The 16,764-nt window shown below is 40.7% G+C and carries 21 protein-coding genes and 1 pseudogene; 16 read left to right on the top strand and 6 right to left on the bottom strand.

The genetic code is table 11. The features are described 5' to 3' along the window. The first annotated feature begins 127 nt into the window (after positions 1 to 127). Complete coding sequence (locus GPA07_RS02565; RefSeq protein ID WP_157291982.1) at positions 128 to 607, top strand: Lrp/AsnC family transcriptional regulator; 480 nt, start codon at positions 128 to 130, stop codon at positions 605 to 607. A gap of 15 nt (positions 608 to 622) precedes the next feature. Here GPA07_RS02565 and GPA07_RS02570 read toward each other — a convergent pair whose 3' ends face one another. After that, positions 623 to 1,783, bottom strand: a complete 1,161-nt coding sequence (locus tag GPA07_RS02570) for an MFS transporter (RefSeq protein WP_157291983.1) — start codon at positions 1,781 to 1,783, stop codon at positions 623 to 625. 71 nt (positions 1,784 to 1,854) lie between these two features. Further along, a complete protein-coding gene (gene hemQ / locus GPA07_RS02575) occupies positions 1,855 to 2,625 on the bottom strand; it encodes a hydrogen peroxide-dependent heme synthase (protein WP_008362086.1) in 771 nt (256 codons plus the stop codon). Between the two features lie 240 nt (positions 2,626 to 2,865). On the opposite strand from hemQ, the gene pta reads away from it, so the two are divergent. From pta to GPA07_RS02635, 12 genes and pseudogenes are all read left to right on the top strand, one after another. Then, positions 2,866 to 3,837: a phosphate acetyltransferase gene (gene pta / locus GPA07_RS02580; RefSeq protein ID WP_008362084.1), complete on the top strand. Its 972-nt coding sequence runs from the start codon at positions 2,866 to 2,868 to the stop codon at positions 3,835 to 3,837. Between the two features lie 171 nt (positions 3,838 to 4,008). After that, positions 4,009 to 4,419, top strand: coding sequence for a YwqH-like family protein (locus tag GPA07_RS02585; protein WP_406566798.1), 411 nt, complete (start codon positions 4,009 to 4,011; stop codon positions 4,417 to 4,419). A gap of 1 nt (position 4,420) precedes the next feature. Continuing rightward, on the top strand, positions 4,421 to 4,699 hold the full coding sequence (locus GPA07_RS02590; RefSeq protein ID WP_071168407.1) for a YwqI/YxiC family protein: 279 nt from the start codon (positions 4,421 to 4,423) through the stop codon (positions 4,697 to 4,699). A gap of 11 nt (positions 4,700 to 4,710) precedes the next feature. Then, the gene (locus tag GPA07_RS02595; RefSeq protein WP_157291984.1) at positions 4,711 to 6,519 is read left to right on the top strand and encodes a T7SS effector LXG polymorphic toxin; all 1,809 of its coding nucleotides are present in this window, start codon (positions 4,711 to 4,713) and stop codon (positions 6,517 to 6,519) included. Between the two features lie 15 nt (positions 6,520 to 6,534). After that, entirely contained in the window at positions 6,535 to 6,903 is a 369-nt protein-coding gene (gene cdiI / locus GPA07_RS02600; RefSeq protein ID WP_008362291.1) for a ribonuclease toxin immunity protein CdiI, read from the top strand. A 203-nt stretch (positions 6,904 to 7,106) separates the two neighbouring features. Further along, positions 7,107 to 7,775: pseudogene (locus tag GPA07_RS02605) on the top strand (pre-toxin TG domain-containing protein); the annotation flags it as partial. Positions 7,776 to 7,783: 8 nt separating this feature from the next. Then, entirely contained in the window at positions 7,784 to 8,221 is a 438-nt protein-coding gene (locus tag GPA07_RS02610) for an SMI1/KNR4 family protein (protein WP_008355101.1), read from the top strand. A gap of 255 nt (positions 8,222 to 8,476) precedes the next feature. Next, positions 8,477 to 8,752 carry a hypothetical protein gene (locus GPA07_RS02615; RefSeq protein WP_157291985.1) on the top strand — a complete coding sequence of 92 codons (276 nt, stop codon included), beginning with the start codon at positions 8,477 to 8,479 and terminating at the stop codon, positions 8,750 to 8,752. Positions 8,753 to 8,785: 33 nt separating this feature from the next. Next, positions 8,786 to 9,181: an SMI1/KNR4 family protein gene (locus tag GPA07_RS02620; protein ID WP_157291986.1), complete on the top strand. Its 396-nt coding sequence runs from the start codon at positions 8,786 to 8,788 to the stop codon at positions 9,179 to 9,181. Between the two features lie 216 nt (positions 9,182 to 9,397). After that, a complete protein-coding gene (locus GPA07_RS02625; RefSeq protein WP_008355094.1) occupies positions 9,398 to 10,243 on the top strand; it encodes an octanoyl-[GcvH]:protein N-octanoyltransferase in 846 nt (281 codons plus the stop codon). 42 nt (positions 10,244 to 10,285) lie between these two features. Then, positions 10,286 to 10,771: a tetratricopeptide repeat protein gene (locus tag GPA07_RS02630; RefSeq protein ID WP_157291987.1), complete on the top strand. Its 486-nt coding sequence runs from the start codon at positions 10,286 to 10,288 to the stop codon at positions 10,769 to 10,771. Positions 10,772 to 10,812: 41 nt separating this feature from the next. Next, a complete protein-coding gene (locus tag GPA07_RS02635; RefSeq protein WP_008355090.1) occupies positions 10,813 to 11,046 on the top strand; it encodes a DUF5970 family protein in 234 nt (77 codons plus the stop codon). A gap of 34 nt (positions 11,047 to 11,080) precedes the next feature. Here GPA07_RS02635 and GPA07_RS02640 read toward each other — a convergent pair whose 3' ends face one another. Then, complete coding sequence (locus GPA07_RS02640) at positions 11,081 to 11,881, bottom strand: RsfA family transcriptional regulator (RefSeq protein ID WP_071168413.1); 801 nt, start codon at positions 11,879 to 11,881, stop codon at positions 11,081 to 11,083. A 242-nt stretch (positions 11,882 to 12,123) separates the two neighbouring features. Between GPA07_RS02640 and GPA07_RS02645 the strand changes: the two genes are divergently transcribed. The 3 genes from GPA07_RS02645 to GPA07_RS02655 all read left to right on the top strand — a co-directional run bounded on the left by GPA07_RS02645 (position 12,124) and on the right by GPA07_RS02655 (position 14,346). Then, positions 12,124 to 12,345: a YuzB family protein gene (locus GPA07_RS02645; protein WP_003215259.1), complete on the top strand. Its 222-nt coding sequence runs from the start codon at positions 12,124 to 12,126 to the stop codon at positions 12,343 to 12,345. Positions 12,346 to 12,513: 168 nt separating this feature from the next. Next, on the top strand, positions 12,514 to 13,815 hold the full coding sequence (locus GPA07_RS02650; protein WP_008355085.1) for an HD domain-containing protein: 1,302 nt from the start codon (positions 12,514 to 12,516) through the stop codon (positions 13,813 to 13,815). Positions 13,816 to 13,845: 30 nt separating this feature from the next. After that, the gene (locus GPA07_RS02655; protein WP_008355083.1) at positions 13,846 to 14,346 is read left to right on the top strand and encodes a YwgA family protein; all 501 of its coding nucleotides are present in this window, start codon (positions 13,846 to 13,848) and stop codon (positions 14,344 to 14,346) included. 92 nt (positions 14,347 to 14,438) lie between these two features. Here GPA07_RS02655 and GPA07_RS02660 read toward each other — a convergent pair whose 3' ends face one another. The 3 genes from GPA07_RS02660 to GPA07_RS02670 are packed head-to-tail and all read right to left on the bottom strand — an operon-like array spanning position 14,439 to position 16,748. Next, positions 14,439 to 15,182: an amino acid ABC transporter ATP-binding protein gene (locus GPA07_RS02660; RefSeq protein ID WP_157291988.1), complete on the bottom strand. Its 744-nt coding sequence runs from the start codon at positions 15,180 to 15,182 to the stop codon at positions 14,439 to 14,441. Beyond that, the gene (locus GPA07_RS02665; RefSeq protein WP_071168415.1) at positions 15,179 to 15,889 is read right to left on the bottom strand and encodes an ABC transporter permease subunit; all 711 of its coding nucleotides are present in this window, start codon (positions 15,887 to 15,889) and stop codon (positions 15,179 to 15,181) included. Before GPA07_RS02665 ends, GPA07_RS02660 begins: the two co-directional genes overlap by 4 nt. Before the next feature lie 16 nt (positions 15,890 to 15,905). Continuing rightward, complete coding sequence (locus GPA07_RS02670) at positions 15,906 to 16,748, bottom strand: transporter substrate-binding domain-containing protein (RefSeq protein WP_071168416.1); 843 nt, start codon at positions 16,746 to 16,748, stop codon at positions 15,906 to 15,908. Positions 16,749 to 16,764 lie beyond the last annotated feature (16 nt).

Here is a 16,764-nt window from a genome sequence, read left to right on the forward strand (position 1 = left end):
TTGCTTTTTCATTCCATTACGTTAAAATAAATTCTACCATTATTTAGTTTTATTTAACATTTCGTATCATAAGTATCATCATAAAATACTTTTCAAATGGAACGATTTTGGGATAGGAGCGTAACGAATGAAAATCACCGATGTGGATGTGCATATTTTAAACGAATTGAGAGAAGATGCCCGCTTATCAATGAGGGAATTGTCCAAACGAGTGAATTTATCACCGCCTGCGGTAGCAGAAAGAGTGCGGAAATTAGAAGATGCAGGGATTATTGAAGGTTACTCTGTACAGGTCAATTATAAGAAGCTGGGTCTGATGATAGACTGTTTACTGGAAGTCACCGTATTAAATGGGGAGTATCAGCGGTTTGTGACATTTATGAAGCAGCATCCACGTGCGTTCTTTGCTTATCGGGTGGCAGGACAGTCCTGTTTTTTCATTAAGCTGTCTGTTGCTTCACTTGAAGAGATTGAAGCGTTTATTCAAGACGTGTCTGGCTTTACAAAAACGGTCTCTCATATTGTCTTATCAGAACATTCCTTTACCCATCCCATTCAGGAACGTGTGAAACAAATAGAAGAGCCAGAAATGACCGTGGTGAAATAGAAAAAGGACCTGCCCTCAGGTCCTTTTGATTCGTTTATCTGACTGATAGCTCATGATCGTAATGATCAATCCAATGAATGTTACACCTGCCGCAAAGAGCGGGACAAGCTGTAAATGTGTAATGTTGATAGCAAGGCCGCCAAGTGCTGCACCGCCGGCATTCCCAATATTAAAGGCAGAATGACTGAGCGTCGATGCGAGTGTCGGCGCTTCATGTGCCATGTTCATCGTGCGGTATTGCAAGGTAGGAACGAGAATAAATGAAATGATTCCCCAAACAAAAATCGTCAGCACGGCCGGTACCTTGAAGGCGGATGTGTACGTGAATAATAATAGGACGGCCATCAGCATGATGAGTGTCACGATGATACTCGGCATGAGTTTCCAGTCGGCAAGCTTTCCGCCAACTAAATTCCCGATGGTTACCCCAAGCCCAAAAAGGACAAGGATGAGAGTGACCCCATTTTCCTGAAAGCCTGTGACTTGCAGCAAGATAGGGCTGATATACGTAAAGGCGGTAAACACACCAGCAAAACCAAAAATCGTCATCGCAAAGGAGACGAGTACTTGCGGCTTTTTCAAAACCGATACTTCATTTCGAATATCTAATACTTCTTCCTTCGATTGGTTTGGTACTAAGCTGATGATACCGATTAAAGAAATAAGTCCAATGACAGCAATGACAAGAAAAGACATGCGCCAGCCGAATTGGTTTCCGATAAACGTACCAAATGGCACACCAAGTACATTGGCTACCGTAAGTCCTGTAAACATGAAGCTGATCGCACTTGCGCTTCTCTCCTTAGGAACAAGCCGTGCAGCCATAATGGCTCCAACACCAAAGAAGGTACCATGAGCAAAAGACGTTAAAATACGTGCAGCCATCAACAGACCATAAGAAGTCGATACAGCGGCGACAGCATTTCCTGTCACGAAAAGAATCATTAATAGGATAAGAAGACGTTTCCTCGACATTTTTCCAGTTGATAACGTTAAAATAGGTCCGCCAACTGCGACACCGAGTGCATATCCAGTAATCAGCTGACCTGAAACAGAGATGGATACATGGAGATCATTTGCAACGTTTGGCAAAAGTCCCATGATGACAAATTCAGTCATGCCAATCGAAAACGCACCGAGCGTTAACGCAAAAATAGCAATGGGGAAGTTTTTCATGATGAGATCACCTTTCTAAACAAATACATACATAAAAAAGCTTCGGAGAGATCCGAAGCCTTAAGAGTTTATCATACATGGAAATAAGACGCCAGCTGCTCGTTTGCTAATCGGTTTCCAACAAAGAAGGAACCAAATTCGCCGTAGCGTGCACTCACTTCATCGAAGCGCATTTCGTAAACCAATTTTTTAAATTGAAGAACATCGTCTGAGAAAAGGGTGACGCCCCACTCATAATCATCAAAGCCAACAGATCCTGTAATGATCTGTTTTACTTTCCCAGCATAGCTTCTGCCAATTAAGCCGTGGCTTCTCATTAGGGATTTACGCTCATCCATTGAAAGCATGTACCAGTTATCATTGCCAGAACGTCTTTTATCCATTGGATAGAAGCAGACATATTGAGAAGAAGGAAGCTCAGGATATAGACGCGCACGTACATGCGGGTTCTCGTAAGGGTCTCCGCCATCTCCGCCTCCTGCTAAGTAGTTGCTCAGTTCAACAACTGACACGTACGAATAGGCTGGAATCGTAAATTCTGCTAGTCGTGACTTGTTGAATTCAAGCTCGATTTCACCCAGTTCTTCCATTGTTGGACGTAAAATCATGAGCATAATATCTGCTTTTTGGCCGACAATACTATAGATTGTTTGGCTTCCAGCCTGATTGTGCTCCGCTGTTTTCCATTTTTCTAATAGACCTGTGAACTCATGAAGAATCGCTTGACGCTCATCACTTGTTAACAGCTTCCAAGCTGTCCAGTCGATCGTTCTAAAATCATGCAGCGCATACCAGCCGTCTAGTGTTTGAGCTGCTTCATTTGTTGTATGTTGTTCGCTCATTTCTTTCACTCCTATTTACAGTTTTCCATCTGTTCCAACTATAACATAGTTTGTCCCAATGGAGATGTGATCAAAACTTGAACGAGGGAAACAGCTTTTATGGAAATTGATTAAATTAGTTTGAAAAATAAGAATTTAATTTGTAAGCGCTATAATGTAAGTTGGTAGTTTGAATTTATGTAGAAGAAGAGTATGCTTAAAAGAGAACGCTTTTTTTGTAAAATCAAGGAGGGTATTGAAGTGGCAGATATTTTTTCAACAGTTCAGGAAAAGGTTGCAGGTAAAGGCGTTAAGATCGTTTTTCCTGAGGGAATGGACGAACGCATTCTAACGGCCGTTCAAAAACTAGCAGATGGCAAAGTATTGCAGCCGATTGTTGTAGGCAAGCAGCAAGAAGTGGAAGCAAAAGCAAAAGAATTAGGTCTTACACTTGATGGTGTTGACGTGTATGATCCTCATACATATGAAGGTTTTGAAGAGCTTGTACAGGCTTTCGTTGAAAGACGTAAAGGTAAAGCAACAGAAGAACAAGCAAGAAAAGCATTACTGGATGAAAACTATTTCGGTACGATGCTTGTGTATAAAGGTCTTGCAGACGGACTTGTGAGTGGTGCAGCACACTCAACGGCTGATACAGTGCGCCCAGCACTTCAAATCATTAAAACAAAAGAAGGCGTAAAGAAAACATCTGGCGTCTTCATTATGGCTCGCGGAGACGAGCAATATGTGTTTGCTGATTGTGCGATCAACATTGCACCAGACAGCCAAGATTTAGCTGAAATTGCGATCGAAAGTGCAAACACAGCAAAAATGTTTGACATTGAACCACGTGTGGCAATGCTTAGCTTCTCAACAAAAGGCTCAGCAAAATCAGACGAAACGGAAAAAGTGTCTGAAGCGGTTCGCATTGCAAAAGAAAAAGCACCTGAGCTTGTACTTGATGGAGAGTTCCAATTCGATGCAGCTTTCGTTCCTTCAGTAGCAGCGAAAAAAGCACCAGATTCTGTCATCAAGGGCGATGCCAGCGTATTTGTTTTCCCTAGCCTCGAAGCAGGAAACATCGGCTACAAAATTGCACAGCGCTTAGGTAACTTTGAAGCAGTAGGTCCAATCCTGCAAGGTCTAAACCAACCAGTAAACGATCTTTCAAGAGGCTGTAATGCCGAAGACGTTTACAACCTTGCGCTTATCACAGCAGCTCAAGCACTATAAGATAATCATCCAAGAAGCTAGCTTCGTGTCAAAACGAAGCTAGCTTTTTTTATGTGGATTAGGTATAAAAACCCAATACATACGATTCATTTTTAAGTGAATTCGTTTTCAATCATATGCCTCTTGTGCTAGTAAATGGTAACATAACGGAGGACTATTTGAGGAATAGGGGTGTTGACGATATCTGGAACCATGATCGGATATAAAACGGCCTTGTATTCGTTAAAGGCAGATATATCCATAAAAAAAGAACAAATCACAGAACTGAGCATATGCCGAAAAGAAGTGAAAGAGGCAAAAACGGCCATGTCAGATGCGAGCAAGAACATCATGCGTCCGAACCTTACGTCACATACATGGTTTGGCCATTTGGCTGATACGTTTGATCGCCTTAGGGAAGAGATGGAATCGGCCAGTCAAGAAATAAAGGATGCACAGCTCACCAATCTATTGAATCGAATTGATGAAAAAATTAATGACCTGACAGCAGATATCCATTCATTAGAACGTGATATTCATACAGTTGAAAGAAAAATAGAAAAAGAGAAGCAAAAACAACTGGAAGAAAAACGAGGAAAATAAAATGAGCAAAGAAATCAAAATAGATGCCAGTGAGGCGAAAAAAGCATTAAAACATGCAAAACAAGCAGGCGCTCATGTCCATTCAACACTTCCAAAAACCATCAAAGGGACAAATGAGCTTTCCACCACAGAACAGATAGAAAAGATCAACCAGCAATTGAATAAACTAACTACATCCTATATAGAAATACTTCAGAAACAGCTTGTACAAACAGAACAAGCCGTGAGCACCATGGTTGAAACGGACAAAGCGCTTGCTTCTAGTCATAAAAGAAAATAAAGGAGAACGGAATGAAAACCCTTGACGCCTTTGCGCTAATCAATGGAATTGACCAAACACTGAATTCGTTAAAGCAGCAGTCACATAATATCAGCGCACTAGAAAAACAAATCGACCACATCATCTCCCTTGATGACGCACTAAAGGGAGAGGCAGGTAAGGCCATCCGAGCATTTTATACAGAATGCCATATTCCTTTCTTGCAATTCTTTCAGGTTGTCATTGAGGAATACAGCTCTGCGCTCAAAAAAACAAAGCAGGCACTTCATGCCCTTGAATCAAATCAACATGGTTTTATTTCACAAACATTCATCGAACACGAACTTGATTCAGGTTTAAAAAAAGCGGAGCGAGCGATTTCTGACATCGTAACAGATGTAAACCAGGCGATCGGCAGGGTCAGTCATATCGTTCATTTGCCTCATGTAGATGAGTCAGCTTTTCAACAGAGCTATCAAAAAGCATGGCTTGAGACCTCCAGAACCATTGGACTGCTCCATGCCTTTGACAGAGAACAAACAAGTGCTATGAATGAAACAACAAGTGCACTACAAACAATGAAGCAATACATAGACACCTTAAGCACCATGTTCACCGGCCCAAAAATCGAGATCACCAGCTATCAAAAGGGATCTATTTTCAAAGACACAAAAGAAGAAAAAGTAAGCAGCACGATCAATGGATTGAATAACAAAATAGACAACCAGAAGGACCATCCGATGATGATCATGCTGAAGAAATTGAGTGAGAAAGAACAGGCGAATGTGGAGACGGTGGTTCATAGAGACACCCTCCGAAACGTCAACAAGCAAGTCAAAGAAAGCGATCCATTGCTTACGACATTACAAAAAGAAGCTGTGAGCGGGAAAAGTAAGATTCATAGAGACATCAGGGTCGTAAATGGTAAACTATATAACGTAAAAGGCATCAAAAAGCTAAAAGAATTCGACATCGCTGATGAAGTCGTCACGAACCCGTCGGATATTGATTTTATTGGCGGGAGATACACCGTTTACGCCAATAAACAAATCATTCGAACATATATTGCAAACGGCGAAGTAAGAATAGAAGAAGTTGACAACATCCCAGAAAGCCGCAGCCGCGGAAATGCCAAACGCATACTAGACGGTGAAGTCGTCTCAACCGCCGAAAACATCATTTTAGAATACAGCGGCATCTACGATGGCTACCGAGCCATCACTGGCAAAGACCCCGAAACCAGCCAAACCATCAGCAGCACCGACCAAGCCCTATCCGCAGCCTCTATTATCCCATTTATGAAAATCATGAAAGGCGGGAAATATGTCTTTAAGATTGATCAAGGGAAGAATATGGTGAAGAGGGTTGAGAAGACGGGGAAGAATAAAGCTACTACATTTAAAATGGGGTATAAAAAACACCTAAAAGAAGTAGAAGCTGTTGTTAGAAAGAAAAACAAAGGCATTGTTGGTGGTCATAATTTGAAAGAATTTGAAAAAGTATTTATTGATAATGGTTGGGATATACAAAAATGTATTATATCTAAAAAGCCGCATTCTAAGTTTAAAGGAATATATGAGGTTGAATACGGTTTACCTGCTCTAAATAGAGAAGGTAATATTATCCCTGGTGAACTAAAAAAAGTTCGTACCCCAAAGACAGTTTATGATCCAAGGTTGATTTCAGATAAGAAAATGTTACAGTGGGGCGAAGAAGCGATGAAGAATGGAAAGATTGAAGGTAGGAAAATTACTGGAACTTCTAAGAACGGACTGAAGTTTGAAGGTTATATTGATGAAGCTACAGGAGAAATCACAAACTTCTTCCCAACATTGAGGTAATGGAGAGTGAAAACATTGAAAAATAAAAATAAAGAGCTTGTAAAATACTTCTTTCAAGTAATGGGGGACGAAAGGTTCCTAACAATTATGGATAAATTTTCAAAAAAAGAGGGGTATGGTATCGAACATGTATGGTGTGTTTTTGCAGACGATTATGAAGAATGGGAAGAAGATTATTTCGGTGAAGAAGGAATAGCTTTTTATTTCGATTATCCTGCCGTACAAGAAGACGAGGAAGTAATATTAGATTATGAAACTTTATATGAATATCTAGATGAAATTGTAGAATTCTATTTAGTTAGACATCCAGAAAATAAGTTAGAAATAGATAACTATATGAAGAAAATTAAACTGAAATATAATATAAAACAATCAAGAAAATGAATTGAATTCCCTAAAAAGCAAAAGAGCTACACTATATAATCTTTGTTCATGAGAAATTAAAAGTAACATATTTTATTTTGAGGTACTTTGATGCTATTGAGTATCAAAGTACCTTTTATTATGTATGACGATTGAACAAAATAAAGTGAGCTTATGTGCAGGTATTTGGAAGCGTGAAAACGTCAAACCCATAATTACACTGCGAAGTTGTCTCAACCGCCGAGAACATCATCCTAGAATACAGCGGAATCTACGACGGCTACCGAGCAGTTACTGGTAAAGACCCAGAAACCAGCAAAAATATCAGCAGCACCGACCAAGCCCTATCCGCAGCCTCTATTATCCCATTTATGAAAATCATGAAAGGCGGAAAATATGTCTTTAAGATTGATCAAGGGAAGAATGTGGTGAAAAGGGTTGAGAAGACGGGTAAAGGTGCGGGTGAACTTAATAAAGATTTAGCAAAAGCTTATCTTAGGGATATAGAGGCTAAAACTGGACGTAAGGTTAATAAAGATCAAATTCATCTGATTAAAGAAGCCTTAAGAAACAAAAACTATGAAAAATTGACACCAAAAGAGACTGCTAAGCATAGAAGCAAATTTACATCAAGCTTGAAAGATAAATTAATTGCAGAGTGGGAAGAAAAAACCAAACAAAAGTGGCCAAGATATACAGAAGAAGTACTTGATAAGAATGGAGAGGTTGCTCGGAGGGTTGGTCAACCGTATGATGCTCATCATATCATAGAGAACAACTTTGGTGGCGCTCATGAGTGGTGGAATATTCATCCGGCTAAATATCCTAACGAACATCAATCAGGGATACATGGAAAGGGAGCTCCATCAGGTAAACTATTTCCAAGGAGGTAAAATAGAATATGGCTAATTTTAAATTTATTAATGAACTAGAAAATAAAACTTATAAGGTATCTGAAGATGATATTTTAAAAGCTGAACAAAGAATGGATATAAGTTTTCCAAATGATTTAAGACAGTTATATTTAGAAATTGGCTATGGTTTTATTAAAGGTCAAAGTGCTAACTCAATAAATAGAATTATGGGACCAGGGACAGTAGCAGATATTAGATTAAGAGAAGGTGTTTTTGAATTTGATCCAGATTTAGATGAACTTTTTGATGATGAAAATAAACTTATTTTTTTTGAAGTAAACGAAGGTGTTTATATTTCATTAGATTTAAAATTAGTTAATAACCCAGTATATTATTTTGATACTCAAATAGCTGAATCGTTAGAGGATTTTTTCAAAAAGTTTCTCAATAATAATGAATATTATCTAGATTTAATTGAGGATTAGACTTAATCGGAATAAATAATGAAAATCAATAGACCTTGAATGGCTATTACTTGCTTTTCAAGGTTTTTTACTTTATTTTAATCAACTACTTTATGCGAAATAATATCACTTTGTATGCCAAATAAATAAAGAACTGTTGCCATAGATAGAATTGCTGCCTATTGTTCTAGAAAGTGGTAAAATTGGTATGATATCTAGAGGAATAAGGAAATATCAAGTTTTGTAGTAGGTAGTCAAACAGGGAAAGGAATGCATATGGAACATAAACAACACAAAAACAAAAAAACAGTCAATTGGCTATTAAGCATCAGTGTTCTTCTCGTCATTGGGACAGCTTTTATGAGAGGGGTTTATGTCCCACATGCCGGTTCGAATTATCGAGGTTTTCCCATTGATTGGCTCGTCCTGCATTCAAATTATGGTGTTGAATTTCTATTTTTTGGTTTTATAATTGATGTCATCATTTTCTATTTTCTATTAAAAGTGCTCCTGCGGGTGTATAAAAGGATCATGACAAAATCAGCTGAATAAACGCTAGTTCAACCCTTTAGGAGGCTTTCCAACATGATGAATTTTTCTCAAATTCCAAATCTGCATATGAACAAACCAGCAAGTGACAAACATATCAAAGAGACAGAATCCCAGCTAAACATGCTGCTGCCCCATGCTGATAAGGTCTTACTAAAACAATCAAATGGATGTTCCATTGGAGGCGACCTGCTTCTATACGGAACTAAGGACATGGTGGAACGCAATGCAACGTGGGAGGTTCAGCAATATGCCAGCGGCTTTGTAGCCATTGGCGACGATGGCGGCGGGCGAGTAATTCTCATGCGGCAGGGAGAAGGTGAGAAAACAGTGTGGATCGTCGATGCCGGTGTGATGGACCCTCAGCATGCGGAATTGGTGGCTGAAGACTTGTTAAGCTGGGTAAGTGACGGCTGTATCTTAGAAGTGTAATCCATCCATAAAATCGCTGTCGGTCCCGTCGTTGTGGTACTTCCTGTCATGTTGTTCGTCACTGTGAATGTCTTCGTGAAAGGCAAGAAAACATCTTGCTGAAAAGCTCTGTGACGTCTAGGTTCATAGAGCTTTTTTGCATGCACCCCTCCATTCATCCCATGTTCCTTCCATGTTATAATAAACACAGTTTATGAACGAGAGGATATGCAGGAGATGAAAAATGAACCTATTGAGTTACTGACACAGCCGACATGGCGAATCATAGATCAGTCGAGCCTGGGTCTTTATGTAGACCCGAAGCAATCTTTTGCGATGGATGATACGCTTTGTGCATCGGTTGGGAAGGGGCTTTCACCAGCGACTGCCCGTTCTTGGGTGCATCACAATACGATTGTTCTTGGGATTCAGGATACAAGACTTCCATTTCTTGAAGATGGTGTGAAACTGCTTGAGGAAGAGGGGTATCGCGTCATTGTGCGCAATTCAGGCGGTCTTGCTGTGGTGCTGGATGAAGGTGTACTGAATGTGTCTTTAATCTTCGCGGAACAAAAGAAGGGTATTGATATTGACCGAGGATATGATGCGATGGTGGAATTGATCCGCCGAATGCTGGCGATGTATGAAGTGGAGATCGAAGCCTATGAAATTGTCGGCTCTTACTGTCCGGGCAGTTACGATTTAAGCATCAATGGAAAGAAATTTGCAGGCATTTCTCAGCGCAGATTACGCGGAGGGGTCGCTGTGCAAATTTATTTGTGTGCAGATGGAAGTGGTCGTGATCGTGCGGATGTGATTCGCCGTTTTTATGAGGCGGCGTTAAAGGATAAACGACAAGAGGTCAAGGCGGTATTTCCTGATATACAGCCTGATACAATGGCATCTCTATCAGAATTAATAGGACAACCAATTGACTGTCCGCTTCTCATGAGGCTTTTACTGGAAGAACTTCAAAAACTGAGCGAACAATTAACAGCTTCAGGACTCACCAACGAGGAGCAGCTGGAGTTTGAGAAAAACATGACGCGGATGATTGAGCGGAATAAGAAGGTGTTTTCGTAAGCACATCATTCCTTCCGTCTTGAAAAACATAGGGGTGAAGTAATGGAAACAAAACTTTTGAAAGCCATTGAACTTCGAGAAAGTGGACACCTTCAAGAATCCAATGACATGCTCACCCGTCTTGTGGAAGAGTATCCAGACCATGCCACCATTCACTATCAATGTGCATGGAGTTATGATGTATTAGGAAAGGAAAAACAAGCTGTCTTTTTTTATGAAAAGGCTATCGAGCTAGGGTTGTCTTCAGAAGAACGAGAAGATGCTTTTCTAGGGTTAGGAAGTACATACAGAACCTTAGGAGAATATGAAAAGTCAAAACAGATATTCCTAAACGCGATGGAAGCTTATCCGAAAAACAAAGCCATTCACACGTTTTATGCCATGACTTTGTATAATTTGAATGAACATCACAAAGCGATGGAGATTTTGCTGAACTGTTTAACTGAGACGACAAACGATCCTGATATTTTAAGTTATCGAAAGGCGATTGAATTTTATTCAAATCAGTTAGATACATTGTGGAAATAAATTGGTTTATGTGATCAGCCTAATAGAAAGGAAGGATTCGGGTGAAATCCCAAAACGGCAGTTACCTCTATTTACTATGGCTTCCTGTCATCATAGGAGCCGGCTACGGCATTTCGCTTTTCGTGCCGTTTCTTCAGCCTGTACTGACGCTTGGTGTCGCAGGGCTTTATATGTTTATCTTTGGTGGTTTTCAGGTGAGGCAAGTCAGGTTTATTTTTATGTTCGTGTTTTTAATCAATGTTCTTTTTAGTGTGATGCTATTTTTGGATATTTAAAAAAGTGCTTCCCGCAGGTGGGGAGCACTTTTTGTTATTCTGCCATTTTTTCAAGGTTGCCGTTACGGTCCATTTTAAAGGTTGGTGCGGCATTGTCGTCTTCTTCAAACAAAACTAGTTTTCTTGCACGGTTCATGATTTTGACGAGTGTTTCATAATCTTCTTGAATCGTGAGCTGGTCCTTTTCAAGCTTTTTCACTTCAGCTTCTAGCTGCGAGATTTTATGTGTCAGTTCATTGTTTTCTCGTTTTAACCGGCTGTTTTCCATCCGTAAGGCAGAGGATTGCTGTCCATTCCCTTCATAGCGGCGTAAGAAATCAATGATATCCTCCATTGTTAACTCCTGACGCTGCTGAAATGGATTGGTTTCTGGCTTCTTCTCTACAACGTGAGAAGCCTGGGATAATAGGTGTGATAAACTAGCTAACTCTTCATTGTAGCTTTGATCCACAAACTGAAGCTGTTCTGCTGTTTCGGCAGCAGGTGCGAACGTTTCTTCCTGCGCTGGTTCCAGCTCCTGAGAGAATTCCTCCTGCGGGACTGTTTCTTCTACTTGTGGCTGATAGAGTAAGCGTTTTTTCGCAGGCTGTCCATTGCCGAGTGCGCGCATGCGTTGTTTTCGCTGTTTTTTGGCAAGTGCCAACGCTTTTTCATATTGATGCCTGACGACAGCATTCCATCTGAATCCGCATGCCGCTGAAGTGCGGTTCAGCTTGTCTCCAACTTCTTCAAACGCATTCAGTTGTGTACTGCCCTCTCTGACGTGACGTAAGACGGTTTCTGCCAATAGGAGATCATTTTCCTCTGACCAAGCATCTTGTCTTTGTTTTGACATGTGTTTAAACCCCCATATGATTTGATGGTATTAGATTAGCCAAGTTCCAGAAGGTTTATACAAGTTTGCTAAAAGGATAGTGGGAAATACTAGCTTTTATGTGAATGAGTCTTTGCGCTGACAATGCGTCTTGCAAGTCCAGACGCTTCGATGTACAATGTTGGGTGGTATATTATTCACTCTTGGTTGTCCAACTGTTTCATATAGAATAAAGTATCATCATTGAAAGGAAGCGTAAGACCATGGCTAATGAGTTTCGCGTATGTGACGATTGTGATGCGACGAACCTAAAGACGTTATTGCCTCGACTCAAATCGGTTGACCCTGATGCAAAAATTGAGATCGGCTGTCAATCATATTGCGGTCCAGGAAGAAAAAAGGCCTTTGCGTTTGTGAACAATCGCCCATTATCTGCACCAACAGAAGATGAGTTACTCGAAAAGGTTCAAAAAAAAGTCAAATAAATGTCACTGATGTGTTCAGTCGACCTAAAAAGAGGTCCGTCCCTGTCAGGTCGGGCTTTTTACGTCCACTCAATCTTCGAGAACACATTCACCAGCAAATTCAAGGATGTTTTCGGGAAAAGTTACCCGATATAATAGAAATACGTCTTAAAAAAGAGGGACGAAACGATGGCGTATCCAAAAGGGAAATTATCTGAAGAAAAGGTATTTAAAGATCCTGTACACCGCTATGTTCACGTACGGGACGCATTAATATGGGATTTAATCGGAACAAGAGAGTTTCAGCGCCTGCGACGAATTAAACAGCTAGGAACCACTTACTTGACGTTTCATGGGGCAGAACACAGCCGTTTTAACCATTCGCTTGGTGTATACGAGATTGTGAGACGGATTGTGGATGATGTGTTTAAAGGAAGACCAGAATGGGATGAAGGGGAGCGCGAACTTGTACTCAGTGCCGCCTTGCTTCATGACCTTGGACATGGTCCGTTTTCTCATTCCTTTGAAAAGGTCTTCCATCTAGATCATGAATCGTTTACAAGAGATATCATTTTAGGGCAAACGGAAGTAAATGAAGTGCTTCGCCGGGTCAGTGATGATTTTCCGAAGCATGTAGCAGAAGTCATTGCCAAAACCTATCAAAACAAACAGGTGGTCAGTTTGATCTCAAGTCAAATTGATGCCGACCGAATGGACTACTTGCAGCGTGATGCCTACTATACAGGCGTCAGCTATGGCCACTTTGATATGGAACGTATTTTGCGTGTGATGCGTCCAAGAGAAGATCAAATTGTGATGAAGCAGAGCGGGATGCATGCCGTTGAGGATTATATTATGAGCCGCTATCAAATGTACTGGCAAGTCTATTTCCACCCAGTGACACGCAGTGCGGAAGTCATTTTAACAAAAATCCTCCATCGTGCAAAAGAGCTGCATGAAACGGGCTATATATTTACACATGCCCCTGTTCATTTTTATTCGATTTTTGAAGGGAATGTCACCACAGAGGACTATATTAAGCTGGATGAATCCATTGTCTTATTTTATTTTCAGGCGTGGGAAGACGAAGAAGATCACGTGCTGGCTGATTTGTGCCGCCGTTTTATGAACCGCCGATTATTCCAATATACAGAGTTTAATCCAAACGAAGAAATGACGAAATATTTCAAGCTGACCGCCTTGTTCAAAGAGGCAGGAATTGATCCTGACTATTATTTAGTGGTCGACTCTTCCTCTGATTTGCCTTATGACTTCTATAGACCGGGCGAAGAAGAAGAACGGCTGCCAATCCACCTCTTGACGCAAAGTGGTCATATTAAAGAACTGTCGAGACAGTCAGATATAGTTGATGCCATTTCCGGTAAACGAAGAACCGATCATAAACTTTATTTCCCGATGGACTTAATTGTAGATATGTCGGAAAACGCTGAAGCAAAGAAGGCGATCATGAAGCTGCTTGGATTGGGATAAGGAAGTACTGAAAAAGGAGATGTCGGGAATTTGTTGAAAGAGCATGCAAAGTTGATGAAGGTGTTCTCTGAATCTGGGGAAATCGTGGGACGGAAGAAGCTGCAAAAAATGATTTACATAGCAAAAAAGCTAGATTTGCCTTTTTATGAGAAATACGATTTTCATTTTTATGGCCCCTATTCAGAGGAGTTGACGCTCAGAATTGAAGAGCTGTGCAACCTTGGATTCTTGGACGAAATGAAGGAAAAAAAGGGTGGATACTATCAATATCGTTATTCGCTGACGGACAATGGGAAAGAGTTTCTCGATCAGTGTGAAGTGGACATGCCTGACCTCAAAGTGCTGACGCAGCAGATGAATGAGCAATCGTCTCGTTTTCTAGAGCTTGTCTCAACGATTTTATACTTTGATGATCTGCCAAAAGATGAGGTAAAGGAAAAGGTATTCACCATTAAAAGCAAGCAGCGCTATACGGACGAAGAATTTGAGGCAGCCCTTGCTTATATTGATCAGTTGAAGGAACTGCACTAGAAAAACCATTATGTGCTGGCTATTTGCTAGAACAGACGGGCATATAAGAAACAGAAAAAACAAGTCGATCTCCTTGGAACGACTTGTTTTTTTTATGAATGGTTATAAGAAAATCTTGCTAAAAATTGTTTTGTGCGTTCTTCTTTAGTATGTTCAAAGACTTCTTCTGGTGTGCCTGATTCAACGATCACGCCATCCTCCATGAAAATCACTCTGTCGGCAATGTCATAGGCAAAGCTCATCTCGTGCGTGACGATGATCATCGTGACCCCAGTTTGTGCTACTTGTTTAATGACTTCAAGTGTTTCACCTACAAGCTCGGGATCTAAGGCGGAGGTTGGCTCATCAAACAAAATGACTTCTGGATTCAATGCAAGTGCTCTTGCAATGCCTACTCGCTGCTGCTGCCCGCCGGATAATTGATGCGGATAGGCATCCTTTTTTTCTAGTAGCCCTACTTTTGTGAGCAAATGGAGGGCTGTGTCATAGGCTTGATTTTTCGGATGCTTACGGGCAATGACTAAGCCTTCCATGACATTCTCAAGAGCTGTCTTATGAATAAACAAATCGTATTGCTGAAAGACCATCGCTGTTTTTCTGCGAAGTGCCAGAATGTCTTTAGGCCTTGCTTGATTGAACTTGACGGTCGTGTGATCAATGCTGATTTCTCCTTGATCCGCACGCTCAAGAAAATTCAAGCATCGCAGAAAGGTTGATTTCCCAGAACCACTCGGACCTAAAATGACGACCACTTCGCCTCTTTCTACCGTTAAATCAATTCCTCTCAGAATCTGGTTTTTACCGAACGCTTTATGCACCTGTTTAATGTCAATCATGCCAATCGTCTCCTTTTGCTTTTGAGTACATATGTCTCATATGCGGCTGTGATGGCTTCGATAGAGGCACACAGAGCCCAGTAAATCAGGGCAACAGCGATGTATGCTTCAAGATAACGATAGTTCACATTGGCTTTGATTAAAGCACCGTTTAAAATATCGACCACAGACACCATAGAGACGAGAGAAGAGGCTTTGATTAAACTGATCAGCATGTTGTTCAGTAAAGGAAGGGAGATGGGAAAGACCTGTGGAATGATGACCCTTCGCAAAACCTGTTTCCCTGTAAAACCAATGGATCGAGCGGCATCAAATTGACCTTTTGGAATGGACGCAAGAGAGCTTCGAAATATTTCTGAAAGCCCGCTGATGGCATATAAGGTGAGGGAGAAAATCGCAATCCACCTTCTATCCATATCACTAAAACGAATCGGCAGCGAAAGAGATGCAGCCAAGTGATCAAGCGAATCGGAAAACATCAGATAAGAAACGAGCAAGATTAATACAACCGGAATGGCTTTAAATATGGCCACAAACCATTTGAACACTTGAGACAATACAGGCACTTGATAAAAACGAATAAGGGCAATGCCAAAGCCAAAGACGGAGCCAAATAATAGCGGGAGAAAGCCTAATAGCAGAGTCGTTGGCAAATAATGAAGTGCAGCTAGAAAGGCCTGAAACATAAAAGCAACATCAAAATCCATTCTGACGGCTCCTTTCTTATGATTGAGTAAAATCTCCGCCCAATATTTTCTTAGACAGTTCAGCGAGCTTTCCGTTATCGATCAGCTTTTGTAATGCTTGATCAATGTCTTTTTGAAGTGTCGTATTGTTTTTTTGATAAAGATAATACGTTTTAGATACGTTCACAGGCTTTCCAGAGGTGACAAGGTTGGCATTGAATTGTTTGTTTAGCTTATTGACATCATACTTTGTGAGCAAGGCCGCATCGACTGTGCCATTCTGCAAGTTTTTGACCAGTATTTCGTTTCCTCCATCCCCATAGACAATGTCAATTTTCCGGTCATGCTTTTGGTTATATTGCTCTAGAAGATAAGCAAAGTTACTTCCAGTGGACGCATGCACCTTGTGCCCAGCCAAGTCGTTCAGGCTTTGAAAGTCATGACCGGACGCCTTATCAACAACCACATAGCTTGTATAATCGGTGTAGCCCACTTTTCCAAATAGATATTTCTTCTGACGCTCATCATTGATTTCATATTGATGGGCAGCGAGATCTACTTTACCAGCATCTAATGCAGGTAAAATATTTTTAAACTCAAAGGATTCATATTTAAATGTGTATTGTGGAAGCAGCTGATCGACTTCATCTAATACAGCCTTCTCATAGCCTGTTAATTTTCCATTTTCGTCTAAGTAAACAAAGGGCTGGTAAGCGTTCCCTGTTCCAATGATGATTTCTTTAGCATCGGGATGATTATTCGCTGCTTCTGCTTTGACTTCATTAGATTGTTCATCATTACCGCAGGCAGCAAGGAGCAATGACCCAAGTGCAAGCAGACCAATGATGGAATGTTTTTTGAATAGTTTGTGATTTTTCATGTGAAATCCTCCTCTT

This window comes from Bacillus sp. ms-22, assembly GCF_009759805.1.
GTDB lineage: Bacteria > Bacillota > Bacilli > Bacillales > Bacillaceae > Bacillus > Bacillus xiamenensis.